The organism is Variovorax sp. 350MFTsu5.1 (assembly GCF_048302515.1).
In the GTDB taxonomy this organism is placed as follows: Bacteria; Pseudomonadota; Gammaproteobacteria; order Burkholderiales; family Burkholderiaceae_C; genus Variovorax; species Variovorax guangxiensis.
The window spans coordinates 1531651-1545450 of record NZ_CP157620.1; the positions used below are offsets into that span (position 1 = coordinate 1531651).

The window sequence follows — 13800 nt, forward strand, 5'->3', positions numbered from 1 at the left end:
CCGGCGCAGCGGCTTTTTTTACTCCGACGCCGACTGCGCCACCCCCTGCATAGCCAACCCCAGCATCGCCAGTTGCCCCACCAGCGCCAGCCGCTGCGCCGAGCGCACGTTCTCGAGCACCGTTCCCAGCAGCGCAGCGCTGCGCCCCAGTCCGGCCTGCTTCAGCCGCAGCACCTGCGCCTGCGCCCGCGACAGTGCGCCGCCGCTCTGGTGCCGCAGGCCCTGGCGCAGCCACAGGGACAGCAGTTCCAGCGTGTCGCCGGCCAGCGCGTTCAGCGCGGGCTTCTCCTCGATGTCGCTTTGCAGGCCCAGCGGCTGCGGTGCGGCGGTCTCTACCTGCAGCACCACGGCGCGCTGGTCGGTGAGCACGGTCAGCGGCTGCATGACAGCCTGGCCGCCCTGCAGGTGCACGGTGCCCGCCACCGCGCGCAATGCACCGTGCTCGCCGGCCAGGGTGCGGGCCAGGGCGTCGACGGCACCGGGGGTCACCGAGCGATGCGGCAACGCCAGGTGCAGCCACGATGCGTTGTCGTCCGCCGCGTCCTCCTCATCTTCCGTTTCCGGCGCCTGCCCTAGCCGCGCATGTAGCACCTGCGCCGCGGCATCCCAATGGCACGACGCCACTTCCATGCGCTCGAAGGCCACCACGTGCAACTGGCCGGATGCGCCGGCCGAAGCGCCGCTCGCGGCCTGCCTGGGCTTCACGAAATCCGGCTGCGCCTCGCGCAGGTGCGCCACCAGCGCGGCCACGCTGTGCTGCCGCAGCGGCGCGACGAGGTCGTCCCACGACTTGGGCGACAGCGGCAGCACGCCGGTCTGCCGGGCGCCGGCGGTGATGTCTACCAGCCCGTTCGCGCGCCGGGTGGCGGTCTTGGTGATGACCTGTCCGCTCGCCAGTTGCCGCAGCGGAAAGCCCGCGACGCGCCGGTTCATGAGGCTGGGCGCCGCGCCGCCGGCGGCGGCGTCCGCCGTGCGTGACCACTGGCGCTCCAGCACGGTCACGTTCTGGGTGTCGGGGTCGGCAAAGAGGATGCTCGCGCCTTCGGCCGTCTCGTCGGACCAGAGCTCGGCGCCGAGCGAAACCAGCCGCAGATGGTCGAGCGCGACTTCGCCTTTCACACCGATGCCGAGGATCTGGCTGGCCGGCAGCGCGGGCCGGGCAGAAGAGCCATCCGGCGGACGGCCCGCGTGCGCCGCCGCCCGCAGCCGCGCCCACAGCTCGGTCGTCACGCGCAGCAGCCGCAGCGGCTCGAAGCGGCTGCTGCGCGCCTGTTGCGCCTGCAGGAGCTGCCAGAGTTCGTCGAGCGCGTCGTCCACCCAGCTCCAGCCCAGCGTGCGTGCCTGTTCGCGCACGGCCTCGAAGCGGGCGGCCAGCGCCATCGCGGGTTGGCTCGATCCGTCGAGCCAGAGCGACAGCAGCAGGGCGTCGATGCCCGAGCGCAGCGCGACGGCTGTCTTGCCCTGCATCACGGAGGTCGCCGGCGATGCAACCGAATCCTCTTCGGACGACGCGGCCGGCTGCACCTCGACCATCACCTCCGCCGAGCCCGGCTCCAGCGCTCCGGCCTGCCGGAACGCCCACAGCGCGATCACCACGTGCGCGCAGCCGCCGCCCTGCTTGCAGTCGCAGCGCGCATGAACCAGCGAACTGCGCGAGAAGAAACGCACGCTGCACATCGGCAGGCGCGCCACCGGCGGCGCGCTCGCGCTGCGCCAGGCCTGCACGCCGACCACGGGACGCGCGGCGGCGAGCTTGACGGCCTGGTCGAGCACCGAGGGCGCGAAGCTCGCGGCCAGCGCGGCATCGTCGAACTGCGCGGGGCTCCAGGCGGCGTCGGGCTCGGGCGGTGAAGTTTCGACGGACGCGATCGATGCATCGCCCGTCGCGGGCGCCGCTTTCGCCAGCGCCTGATAGGCCAGCACCAGCATCACCCTGTGCCTGCACATGCCGCTGGCAGGGCAGCTGCACTGCGCGTCGCGCAGCGTGCGCCCCGGCGGCAGGCTGGTGCGCACGCCGTCGTCGAACTGCGCCTGCACTGTGCCGTCGGCGCCGGTCTCGAGCTTGGGCAGCAGCCCGGCCGCCACGTCCTTCTGCGCGCGCTTGACGAAGCCGGCGTTGGCCAGCGCCGTCAGCGCCTCTGGCGTGAGTTCGAGCAGGTCGGCCCTCGATGCGATGTCGCTGCTCATCCCTGTACCTTCTCGGCCAGCCAGCCGGCGAGCTGGCCCGGCGTCATCGCGCCGATCTGCGCGCCTTCGCGCACCAGCCGCGCCGCCATCTCGCGGTCGTAGTTGGGCTCGGCGTTGGAGTCGAGCGCGGCCAGCCCGAGCACCTTGGCGCCGGATTCGACCAGCGCCTTCACGCGCCGCACAAGCTCGTATTCGCTGCCGCCTTCGTAGAAATCGCTCACCAGCACCACGATGCTCTTCGAGGGGTTGGCGACCAGCGATTGCGCGTAGGCCACCGCCTTCGCGATGTCGGTGCCTCCGCCGAGCTGCACCTTCATCAGCAACTCCACCGGATCGGAGACGTCGGCGGTCAGGTCGACCACCGCCGTATCGAAGGCAACGAGGCGCGTGCGCATGCCGGGCAGTTGCCACAGGCAGGCGGCCATCACCGCGCTGTGGATCACCGAGTCGACCATCGAGCCGCTCTGGTCGATCAGCAGCACGATGTCCCACGGTTCCGCATGCCGCTTCGTGCGGCTTATGAACACAGGCCGCTCCACGTAGAGCTTGCGGCGCTGCGGGTCGTAGCGGTGCAGGTTGGCGGCCAGCGTCTGCCGGAAGTCGAAGTTGCGCGCCACCTTCATGCGCGAGCGGCGGCGCCGGTCGCGGCTGCCGCTGAAGGCCTGGCGCACTTCGGTGGCGAGCTTTTCCATGATGCGCCGCACCACCTCGGCCACCAGCTTGCGCGCGGCGGCCAGCACCTCGGGGTTCATCAGGTGCTTGGTGTGCAGCACCGCGCGCAGCAGCGATTCGGAGGGCTCGATGCGCTCCAGCACTTCGAGGTTGGTCACCACCTCGTCGATGCCGTAGCGCTCGACGGCGTCCTGCTCCAAGCGCTCGATCACTTCCTTCGGAAAGAGCGTGTGGATGGTGTTGATCCAGTCGGGCGTGCTCAGCGACGACGGGCCCAGGCCCGCGCTGCGTTCGCCGCGGCTTTCGCGGTCGGTGTCGCGGCCGTAGAGCCAGTCGAGCGCGGCGTCGGCGGCCTGCGCCTCGGCGCTCAGTCCGCCGCAGGCCGATTCGGCCGGATCGCCCAGCAGCAGGCGCCAGCGCTGCAGCGGATCGGGAATGTCGAGGCTCATGGGCGGGGCGCTTTCTCGGTGTCTTTTTCTTCTTCGTCTTCCAGCGTCACGCCCCAGGCGGCCAGGCGCGCGAACACCGCGTCCTCCACCCGGCGGGCTTCGGCCAGTTGCTCGGGCGGTGCCTCGCCGCTGCGGTGGGCGGTGAGGGCGCGGCGCGACAGGTGCGTGGCGTCGTGCAGCGCCAGCACCTGGTCGGCGAGCAGGCCGCGCTCCTGCGGCGGCAGCCAGGCGAAGGCGGCGCGCAGGCTGGGCATGGCGCGCACGAAGTCGGCGTTGTCCAGGGCCTGCACGGTGCGGTCCATGCCGGCGACGAAGGCGGGCTCCGAAGCGAGCTGCTCGCGCGCGAGCGCCAGCAGACCGGTGAGTGCATCGCCGAGCACCGGCGCGGGCAGCGACTGCAGCAGCTGCATCGCCTCGGCCGCGCCGCTCTCGCCCTGCGCATGCGGGTCGTCGGTGCGGCCTGCCAGGCTCAGCGTCGCTCCCAGCGCAGCGCCTCGGCTCAGGGGGGAAGCGGCGGGGTCGGCGGCCTTGCGCTGCCACACTGCGAGTGCGCGGGCCGGCTCCAGGTCGAGCAGCGGCTGCGCTTCGTCGTTCGCGTGATCCTGCGCATGCGCCAGCACGTCGGCCACGATGCGGCGCAGTGCCAGATGCCCTTCGAGGTGCGACTGCATATCGGCCGGCGCGATGGCCGCAGGCGGCTCCAGCAGCCACAGCGCGCGGTCGAAGCCCGACTCGATCACCACGCGCAGCACCGGCGCGTCGGCCATGCCCAGCATCTGGCCGTGGCGCAGCAGCGTGTGCAGCACCGACAGGGCAGGGCCCAGCGCCTCGAAGCGCGGCTCGGCGGCGATCGCGCCGCGCAGCTCGCGCAGCAGCGTGTCGCTCAGCGCGGAAAGCCCCGCCCACGCGGCCTGGTTGAGGCCCTCGGCCAGCGGGCCGATGCGGCCCTGGGCCTGGCGCAGATCGTCCTCGAGCCGGGCGCGCGCCGCATCGTGCAGGCTCGCGCCCCAGGCGCCGGCCTCGATCAGCGCCGCCTGCTGCTCCAGCGGCTCCGAGAGCGACCACAGCTCGGTGCGCTCGCCCGACATCGCGAGCTTCGGCCCCTGCGCGCGCCGCACGCCGGGCAGCCGCAGGATCGCGAGGCGATGCAGAACGCGGCTCCTCGCGCGGTCGGTTTCGGTGAGCAGATCGAGCTTGAGCTGGCCGCGCAGCGCGATGCCGTGCGCCGCGAGCTCGGCCTGCACGGCGGCCACCAGCGGCGGCTGCGGCGTGCCGGGCGCGAGGCGGCCGACGATGTCGCCGGCCAGTACGTCCATGGCCTGCACCAGCACGGGGTCGGTGCCGGGACGCATCTTGCCGCGATAGGTCCAGGGCAGCGGCGCATCTAGCGCGTCCTTGACCAGCGCGCCGGCCAGCGCATCGAGCCAGTCGGAGCGCAGTGGCTTGTCGTGTCCGCGCAGCCGCGCGAGCCCCTGGGCGCGCAGGTGCACGGCCATCAGGTCGGCGGTGGAGGCGGGCAGCTTCTTGTCGCGCAGGCGCTGCATCACCAGCTGCAGCGCGCGGTGCGCAGCGCCCTCGGGGCCGTGGTCCCACACCCACTGGTAGTAGGCGGGCGACGGCATGCCCGAGGCATAGCCCGCGAAGGCGTCGAGGCGCTTGAAGGTGTAGGGCACGAGGTAGGAGCCGAAGCGCAGCGGTGCCTGTGGGCTGGCTGGCTGGACTGGTTGTGCCTCGTCGTCATCCTCGTCGGTGGTCTCCGGCGAAGGCTGCGGCGTCTCAGGAAGCGTGGCGGGCAGGCCCTGCCACAGCCGCGCGAGCGCCGGCGCGTGATAGCCGCCGCACACCACCAGCGCCTGCGCGCGGCCCGGTTCGCCCGGCTGCGCCATCGCCCATGCGATCCAGCGCGCCATCATGGTTTCGCGCGCCTTGTTGCCCTGCGAGCCGGGGTCCTGGCCGCGCAGGTGGTCGAAGTAGGTGGAAAGGCGCTGCGCGAGTTCGGCCACGTCGCAGCCGTCCTCGAACAGGTGGTCCCACAGCGCATCGCGGCCCTGCACCGAGAGCTTCTCGGTCAGCGCGCGCTCATACGCTTCGGCGCGCTCCTCGTGCTCGTGGTCGGCCACGTCGGCATAGCGGTTCTCCATGCGCGAGAAGGCGTCGTGCCAGGCCGGCAGGTCGATGAAGCGCACGGTCGATCCGACCTCGCGCGCCACCTGCAGCGCCTGCCATTCGGGCGAGTGCTCGGCGAAGGGCGACCACGAGCCGCGGTGCGTGCGGTCGCTCGACAGATAGCTGTAGATCGCCACCGGCGGGCTGTGCTGCAGGTAGAGCTCGTCGAGCCGCTCGTTGAAGTCGGCCGGGCCTTCGATGAGCACGTACATGGGGCGCAGCGCGCGGATGCGCTCGGCCACCAGCCGCGCGCAGGCGGGGCTGTGGTGGCGCACCCCGACGATGTGAAGTGATTCGCTCATCTTCGTCATCGATGGAGCGCCAAGCGAAGCGAAGGCCCTTCGCGAAACACCGCGGAACCGGCTTTGCCGGGCCGCTGGTGTTGCCCCCTGCAAGGGGGTTGGCGAAGCGACACGAAGTGCGCGGAGCCTGGGGGTTTGCTCATATGACGCGCCAAGCGAAGCGAGGGCCCTTCGCGGAACACCGCGGAACCGGCTTTGCCGGGCCGCAGGTGTTGCCCCCTGAAAGGGGGGTGGCGAAGCGACACGAAGTGCGCGAAGCCTGGGGGTTTGCTCATATATCAGGGGAGACGGTGGCGGGCTTCGTAGTACGCGCGCCAGTGGGTGCCGCTGCGCTTCGCCGCCTTCTGCTCGAAGTAGCGCCGCAGCTTCGCGCGGTCGTCCGCGTTGTCCTTCACCACCGTGCCGGCGATGCAGTCGACCAGGTCGGCCGGCGAGCCCTCGCGCTGTTCGAGGAACCATGCGCGCACGCCCACCGCGTGCGCCACGTTCACGGCTTCCGCGGTGGACATCACGGCGGTGAGCCGGTCCATGGCTGCATCGCTGCCGCCATTGCCGCCATCGCCCTTCGCGGGCGCGCCGCGCAGGTCGCGGAAGGTGGACACCAGCAGCTCCAGCACGGGCGCGGGCACCGTCTTCGGAATGCCGCTCTGCGCGAGCAGCCGAGCCGACGACTCCTGCACCAGCGCCAGTTCGCGGTCGAAGTCGAGGATGGGGAACACGGTCTCGAAGTCGAAGCGGCGCTTGAGCGCCGCGCTCATCTCGTTCACGCCCCGGTCGCGCGTGTTGGCGGTGGCGATGATGTTGAAGCCCTCGCGCGCATACAGCATGCCGTGCTCGCCCGAGAGCTCGGGCACCGCCATCACGCGGTCGGAGAGCATGCCCAGCAGGCAGTCCTGCACCTCCAGCGGCGCGCGCGTGATTTCCTCGAAGCGCACCACCTGGCCCTGCTGCATGCCCAGGTACAGCGGCGCCGGCACCATCGCGCGCGGGCTCGGCCCTTCGTTGATGAGCAGCGCGTAATTCCAGCCGTACTTGATCTGGTCCTCGGTGATCGAGGCGCCGCCCTGGATGGTGAGCGTCGAGATGCCCGAGATGGCCGTGGCCAGCAGCTCCGACAGCATCGACTTCGCCGTGCCCGGCTCGCCCACCAGCATCAGCCCGCGCCCGGTGGCCAGCGTGACCAGCATGCGCTCGATGCTGGCCACAGGCGCGACGATCTTCGGTGCGATGTCGAGCGCCGCGTCGCCCAGGATGAACGAGCGCGCGGCCTTCAGGCTCAGCGCCCAGCCCGGCGGGCGCGGGTCCTTGTCCTGCGCGCGCAGGCGGGCGAGTTGGTCGGCGTAGAGGATTTCCGCCGGCGGGCGCTGCAGCGCGGCGGAAGCGGAGGTGTCTTTGGATGTCTTGCTTGCGGTGGCCATCTGGTCGTTCAGGCGCGAAGGCCCTCCATGTCACGAATGAGTTCGCTCGCCGAGATCGGATCGAGCCGGTCGAGCGTCTCCGCGTTCTGCATGTTGCCCCAGCCCGAAGGCTTGCCGACCTGCACTTCGCCGAGTTCCTGCTCGGGGTACTCGTCGACCATGCCGACGATGATGCCCGGGTCGAGGTACAGCTCGATCACGCGGTCGGTGCCCAGCGGCTTGGTGAAGTACCAGATGCCCCCGCCGTCCTGCGCCTCGCCGCGGCGCCAGCCCTTGTTGACCAGGCCGAGCACGCGGCCGGTGGGCACCTTGGCGCTCTTCCAGCGTTCGAGCTTGTTGCTGCCCTTTTCTTCGTCGGTGAGCGTGTAGACGTCGCGGCCGATCTGCGCGAAGGGCTGCAGCAGCTCGTAGTCGGCGAACACCTGGCCGAAGGCGGCGGCGTCGGCGGCCGAGAGGTCCAGCGCGTGCGGCACGCCGATGCGGATGTTCTCGCCGGTGGGCAGCTCGAACCCGTCGTCCTCGGCCGTGGTGTAGCTGCCATCCTCCGCCACGCGGAAGCAGGCCTTGAGCGTGCCGCCGTAGCTGCCGCCGCCGGCCACTTCGTACACGCCCCAGATCAGGCGCTGCACCAGGTGGCGCACCAGCGGATGCTCGACCAGGAAGGTGCGGAACACCTCGGGTGTCCAGCGGCGGCGGGTGCACATCGCGACCTCGAGGCGCAGCAACTGCTGGCTCGCGATGGTGCGCGCGTCCTTCTTGAGAAGCTTGAAGCGCTCGACGGCTTCCTTGCCGAGCTCGGCGTCGTCGGTCTTCTTGGGCTTGGGCAGGTCGGGCAGGCGGGCGCCGGCCACGCCGTCGGCGCCGATCTCGCGCACGTAGGGCTTGAGCGTCTCGTCGAAGCCCACCTTGAAGGCGCGGGGGCCGAAGTCCAGCCGCATGGTGCCCTGCTCGTCGAGGCCGAGGTCGGGCGCGAGCCGGTCCTCGAGCTCCTCGGTGCTCAGGCCGCGCGCCTCGGCGATGGCGTCGATCTTCTCGCGCGCCTTGTCCTGCAGGCCCTTGAACTTGACCTTCTGCGCGATGCCGTTGAGCAGCATCAGCGCCACGTCGCTGCCGATGTTGGCGAGCACGTCGAGGCCGGTGACGGCGCGCGCGTGCGAAGCCTCGCCGGGCCAGGAGCGGATGAAGGGCGTGAGCTTGCGCGCGGTGTCGTCGTTGCCCAGGTGGCCCAGGCTGGTGAGGGCCCAGCCCTCCTTGCTCGGGCCGCTGGCCTCCAGCCAGGCGGTGAAGGCGTCCCACGCGAAGTCGGCGAGCGAGGCGGCGTCGCAGGCTTCCTTGACCACGGCGATGCCTCCGTAGACCTCTTCGTTGGTCGGGAAGGTGAGCATCTGGCCCAGGTGCTCCAGCGCGTCGTCGGGCAGCGCCTTGCCGTTCTTCAGTACCGGGCGGCGCCAGCCGCGCGGCTGCCAGAACTCGGGCAGCTTCGCGCGCTTGGTGGGAAAGCGGTCGAGCGGGCTCTCGTCGAGCACGGCGCGCAGCGCCTCCACCACCTCGGGCCTGCCGTAGCGGCCGGCGACTTCGAGCAGCAGCGCCTCGTGGCCGTTGGCCTGCAGCAGGCGCAGCGCCGAGCCGGCGCAGTCGCGCGCCTCGCCGGCCTTGCCCAGCGCGGGCGCGATCAACCCGCAGGCGGCGTGCTCGGGGAACTTGAGCAGCCACTCGCGGCCCGTGGCGCGCAGCGTCTTGAGCTTGGCGAAGGCGCGCGCGGCGGGCAGCGCGAGTTCGGGCGTGCCGTAGTAGAGCGCGAACGAGAGGTTCTCGCCCGGCTTGGCGCGCACCATCGACAGCAGCCCCGGCAGCACCGCCAGGCCGTGCGTCGCGAGGATGTGGCCGATGCCGTAGTCCTCGGCCTCGCCGGCGATCGCGTTCCAGAACGGCACGCCCACGGCGGCCGGCAGCATCGCCGCGTAGGTCGACTGGAAGCGGAACCAGTAGTAGCGCTCCTTCTTGCGCTCGACCACCATCGCGCGCCAGCTGGCGATGAGCGCGTCGGCATCGCCGGCGGCGACCGCGGCCACGGCCGCTTCGTTCAGGCCGCGCAGCGGCTGCTTGCTGCGGTCGAAGCCCAGCTCCTCGAGCAGCACGCGCACGTCCTGCTGCGCGCTCGAATGGCGGCTCTTCTGCCACGAATTGGCGCTCAGCGCGTTCGCGCGCGCCGCCTCGTCCCAGCGCTCCACGGGCGCGAGCGCCAGCGGCTCCAGCACCAGCGCGCCTGCCGCCTTCTTCTGCACCTTGGCGAGCCACGGCGGCGCGGCCAGCACGCCCGGCAGCTCGTCGGCGCCGGCCACTTCGGCGGGGCCGGCCAGCAGCGCGAGCTGGCGGTCGATGACGGCCTGCGCGCCGGCATCGAGCCAGGGCCGCAGGGCGTCGATCGAGCCCGCGTGCGCGCGCAGCAGGCGCGTGAGGCTGGGCGTGACGAGGTTGGCGTCCTTGCCGCCGGCGGCCACCAGCCGCGACAGCGCCACCAGCGCCGCCTGCGGCCAGCGGTCGACCGAGAGCGCCAGGCGCGCGAGCGCCGCCTTGGAACTGCCCGCCACGCGCGCCAGCGCCTGCACCGCCTCGGGCGTGCCGATGGCGGCGAGCCCGTCGCCGGCCTCGTCGCTGGCCGCGCCACGCTCCAGCCCTTCGACCGCATCGATGCCGCGTTCCTGGATTAGCGTGGCGACCATGTTGTCGTGGCCCCAGAAGCCGGTGGAGTAGCCCACGCGCGTCTTCGCGGCCAGCGCGATCGCGGCGGGCTCGGTGGCGGTGAGCGCCAGCCAGTGCAGCGTCTCGGGCGTGTCTTTTTCGGCCGCGAGCGAGTGCGCCAGCGCGTTCGAGATCTCGGGCGCATCGGGCAGCAGCATCGCGATGATCGGCCGGCGGCTCGCGTGCAGCTGCGGCAGGGCCGCCTCGATCCGGTCGCGGGCTTCCTGCCAGGCCTCCTGCGGGGCCGCGGCCAGCTGGCGCCGCATGGCCTGCTCGCCCTGGCCCAGCGGGCCGCGCCAGCCGTTGCTCATCGGGCGGGTCACGACGCTGGTGAAGCGGCTCTTGCGGGTCTTGGTGCTGTGGCTGTAGTCGGTCTCGACCTGCACGCGCTGCGCGTCGAGCATGACGCCGGTGGCATCGGCCAGGCCGTACTGCGCGACCAGGTAGTCGACGATGGCCTCGGCCGGTTCGCTCTCGCCGTAGTAGCCGGAGGTGCTCAGCGCGAGCGCGAGCATCAGCGCGTCGGCTTCGGTGTCGGGGCCGGGCGCCGAGCCGGCGGCCGGCGCACCCACGCGCTCGACCACGCGCTGCGCCGCGGGACGCAGCGCCGCGTCGGTGCCGTCGAGGTCGATCGAGCCTTCCAGCTTGCGCTGCGCCAGGAACCACGCGGCCGTCACGCCACGGCTTTCCACCGGCTGCGGAAAGCGGCGCGATGCGAAGGCCACGCGCCGCATCTCGGGCGTGAAGCGCACCGGCGTGCCGGCGGCCAGCCAGGGCGGGGTGTCGGTGCCGGCTGCCGCATCGGAGGAGGGCAGGGCGGCCGGTGCCCCGGTGCCGCCGGATGCGGCCGCTGCTGCGAGCTGGCGGGCGATTTCCCTGGCGCGCTTGCCCGGCGTGGCGGTGGTGCCCCAGCCGGAGAGCAGGCCCTGGTCCTTCAGCCGCTTGAACGCGAGCGCCGCGCCCTGTTCGCTTACGCCGTGCTGGCGCTTGAGCACCGCCGCCGAGATGGCATCCGTCGGCTTGAGCTGGTCGGCCTCCAGTTGTGCACGCACGGCTTCGAAGACACGGTCGGCTTGCGCGTCGATGCTCTCGGTGGGGGCTGCCGTCACCGGCTCCTGCGCTGCCGCCGCTGCTGGTGCTGCCGCTTCCGCCTTCGGCGCCGCCTCGGCCTTGGGCTTCGCCTCGGTCTTGCCGATGGCCGCGTCTGCGGCCACGCCGACTTCGCTGTAGCCCTTGCCGGTCTTCTCGTTCACCAGCTTGGTCAGCGCGGTTGCCGCCTTGGCGGCGTCGGCGAACGACTTGGTCTGGCTCTGGCCCGCGGTGCCGATGCGGCCCCAGCGGATGTTGAGCTCGGTGTCTGCCTGCTCGATCTCCCAGAATTTGCTGGCGGTTCCCTCGATCAGTTCAAAACGGCGCATGGAAAAAACGTCCTCCTGTGAATCGATGATGAGCGGTCGGAGACGGCGGCCCCGGGCCCTTGTTGCCGGGCGCGCGGGCAGTTCCTTCCGCTGGGTCGCCGCCGAGGATAAGGGGCCCGCGTGAAGGCTCGGCCGTCGCGCGGTGCCTGTCGGCAAGAAGATTTCGCTTTCCGCACCGGCCGGTGCGTGGCAGTTACGAAGAAACTATTCAGGAGGCGCGCCCGAGCTCGTTCGCGAAGACATAGGCAGGCCCCATGCGCTGCCGGTTGCAGTGCGCCAGCGCGCGTTCGGCCGCTTCCAGCAGGCCGGCGAGCGTGTCGCCGTCGCCGGGGTGGCAGGCGATGCCCATGCTGATTTCACCGCCCGCGAGCAGCCGGCCCTCGTGGGCCACCGGCCTCGCGCCGGCTGTCTCGATGCGGATCGCCATCTCGGCGAGCTTCTGCCGCGGCGGCATGCCGACCAGCAGGATCGCGAAGCTGTCGGGGCCGAGCCGGGCCACCATGTCGTCCGCGCGCACCTGCTCGCGCAGGCGCTGCGCGATGGCGGCCAGCACCGCGTCGCCGCCCGCCTGCCCATGCCGTTCGTACACGGCGTCGAAGCCGTTCAGGCCGATCAGCATCAGCGAGAAGCTGCGGTCCTCGCGCAGCCATTCCTCGCCGCGCAGCTCGAAGCCGGCTTCGCTGGCGGCGCCGGTGAGCGCGTCGATGCCGGGAGCGGCCATCAGGGCCTGTGCGCGTGCCTCCAGCGCCCTTTCATCGCGGATGCGCGCGGCGGCGGCCAGGGCCAGCAGCGCGAGTTCGGCGATCACCGCGGCCTGCGCAAGGCTCGCGTGGCCCGGCGTCCACGGCTGCGCGCCCCAGGCGGGGAGATGCGCGGCCGAGACGCCTGCGAGCATCAGCACGGCGCCCACGCAGAAGAGCAATGCGGGCCATGGCATGCGGCGGCGCACCGTCAGCGCGCCAACCGCGAGGAGCACGGTGGAGGCCGCCACCAGCGCCTGCAGCACGCGCAATATCCAGGGCAGGCGGGTGTCGATGGCGGCATGAATCGTCGCCGCGGCCAGCGCGGCGAGCAGCCCGAGCGCGATGCGATCCAGACGCGGCGCAAGCCGGTTCAGCCGCAGCAGCTGCCGCGCGAACGCCACACGGCAGGCGGCCCACAGCGTCAGCGCCGACGCGGCCCAGTGCGCGAGGGAACTGCCGGGTGCGATGCGGTCCAGCCCCGCGAAGCCCGCCAGCGCAAAGCCGCAGGCCAGCACGTACCAGCCATGCATGCGCGCGTTGCCGGACACCAGCAGCAGCACGAGGCCGCAGACCATGAGGCCGGCCAGCAGGCCGAGGCTCATGCCGGTTTGCATGGGCGATGGGGGTTGGCTGCAACGGGGCGAGGGCTGGGCGGCATCCGGTCGGCTTCAGGCAGAAAGTCGGAAGAAAGTCGCCGATCGTAGCCGGGGCCGGCAGCGCCCGCGCAAGCCCTGCGCGCGGGCACGCAGGAAAGGGAGTCAGCTCAGACGAAGGGCCGGGCGTGCTGCTGTTGCTGCTGGTGCACTTCGCCGCTGCCGGGTTCGGCGATCCGCCGGTGCTGTTCGGCGAGGCGCGGCGCCGGCATCACGCGCGACAGCGCCACCTGCATCTTGTTGCGCCAGCCGGCGATCACGCCGCTTTCGCCGCGCATCATCGCGTCGAAACCGATGCGTGCTACCTCGGCCGGGTCGGCCTTGTCGCTTTGCCGGCCGACGCGCGTGTCGAGCATGTCGGCGCGCGCGAAGAAGTGGGTGTCGGTCACGCCCGGCATCAGGCAGGTGACCGACACGCCCGTGCCCTTGAGCTCGTTGCGCAGCGCCATCGCGAAGGAATCGATGAAGGCCTTGCTGCCGTTGTAGACCGCCTGGAAGCTGCCCGGCTGGAAACCCGCGATGGAACCGGTGATGAGGATGCGGCCCCAGCCCGCTTCGCGCATGCCGCGGCCCACGCATTGCACGAGGTAGATGGTGCCGGTGATGTTGGTGTTGATGACGTGCTGCACGTCATGGAAATCCTGGTCCAGGAAGCCGTGGCCCAGCCCGTGCCCGGCGTTGGCGAACAGCGCGTCCACGCGGCGGCCTTCGGTGGCGGCCAGCAGCGTGTCCACGCCGTCGCGGGTGGCGAAGTCGGCGCGCACCGAGAACACGTTGGCCCCGAGCATGCGCAGCTCGGTCTCGGCCTGCGACAGCGGCTCGTCGGCGCCGATCAGAAGGTCGTAGCCCCTGCGCGCCGCGAGCAGCGCGAGCTGGAAGCCGATGCCGGAGGAGGCGCCGGTCACCACGGCAAGGGGGCGCGTGTCGAGGCGAGGCGGCGGCCGGGTGTCTGTGGTCTGCATGTCGTTCTCCTTGAAGCCGACGATGGAGTTCATCCCATCGCTCAAGTGGCTGAAGTGGTGGTTGTGTTTTTCCACCGTAGAACGACGA

At 71.7% G+C, this 13800-nt stretch carries 7 protein-coding genes; all 7 read right to left on the reverse strand.

Translation table 11 applies throughout. The features are described from left to right. Positions 1-18: 18 nt before the first annotated feature. Positions 19-2187 (reverse strand): SWIM zinc finger family protein, encoded by a 2169-nt coding sequence (locus tag ABL843_RS06630; protein ID WP_418119365.1) that lies wholly within the window; start codon positions 2185-2187, stop codon positions 19-21. Beyond that, a complete protein-coding gene (locus ABL843_RS06635) occupies positions 2184-3308 on the reverse strand; it encodes a VWA domain-containing protein (protein ID WP_184635141.1) in 1125 nt (374 codons plus the stop codon). The genes ABL843_RS06630 and ABL843_RS06635 overlap by 4 nt, the downstream gene beginning before the upstream one ends. Beyond that, complete coding sequence (locus ABL843_RS06640) at positions 3305-5776, reverse strand: DUF5682 family protein (RefSeq protein WP_418119366.1); 2472 nt, start codon at positions 5774-5776, stop codon at positions 3305-3307. The genes ABL843_RS06635 and ABL843_RS06640 overlap by 4 nt, the downstream gene beginning before the upstream one ends. Positions 5777-6054: 278 nt before the next feature. After that, on the reverse strand, positions 6055-7194 hold the full coding sequence (locus tag ABL843_RS06645; protein WP_418119367.1) for an ATP-binding protein: 1140 nt from the start codon (positions 7192-7194) through the stop codon (positions 6055-6057). 8 nt (positions 7195-7202) lie between these two features. Next, positions 7203-11354, reverse strand: a complete 4152-nt coding sequence (locus ABL843_RS06650) for a DUF4132 domain-containing protein (protein ID WP_418119368.1) — start codon at positions 11352-11354, stop codon at positions 7203-7205. Positions 11355-11562: 208 nt separating this feature from the next. Next, a complete protein-coding gene (locus tag ABL843_RS06655; protein WP_418119369.1) occupies positions 11563-12711 on the reverse strand; it encodes a diguanylate cyclase domain-containing protein in 1149 nt (382 codons plus the stop codon). A 149-nt stretch (positions 12712-12860) separates the two neighbouring features. Continuing rightward, positions 12861-13712 (reverse strand): SDR family NAD(P)-dependent oxidoreductase, encoded by an 852-nt coding sequence (locus ABL843_RS06660; RefSeq protein WP_418120443.1) that lies wholly within the window; start codon positions 13710-13712, stop codon positions 12861-12863. Between the last annotated feature and the right edge of the window lie 88 nt (positions 13713-13800).

What these genes read in the sequence shown, in the direction of transcription:
- ABL843_RS06630 (WP_418119365.1), bottom strand. Translation starts at nt 2,187, where the DNA reads ATGAGCAGCGACATCGCATCGAGGGCCGACCTGCTCGAACTCACGCCA.
- ABL843_RS06635 (WP_184635141.1), bottom strand. Translation starts at nt 3,308, where the DNA reads ATGAGCCTCGACATTCCCGATCCGCTGCAGCGCTGGCGCCTGCTGCTG.
- ABL843_RS06640 (WP_418119366.1), bottom strand. Translation starts at nt 5,776, where the DNA reads ATGAGCGAATCACTTCACATCGTCGGGGTGCGCCACCACAGCCCCGCC.
- ABL843_RS06645 (WP_418119367.1), bottom strand. Translation starts at nt 7,194, where the DNA reads ATGGCCACCGCAAGCAAGACATCCAAAGACACCTCCGCTTCCGCCGCG.
- ABL843_RS06650 (WP_418119368.1), bottom strand. Translation starts at nt 11,354, where the DNA reads ATGCGCCGTTTTGAACTGATCGAGGGAACCGCCAGCAAATTCTGGGAG.
- ABL843_RS06655 (WP_418119369.1), bottom strand. Translation starts at nt 12,711, where the DNA reads ATGCAAACCGGCATGAGCCTCGGCCTGCTGGCCGGCCTCATGGTCTGC.
- ABL843_RS06660 (WP_418120443.1), bottom strand. Translation starts at nt 13,712, where the DNA reads ATGCAGACCACAGACACCCGGCCGCCGCCTCGCCTCGACACGCGCCCC.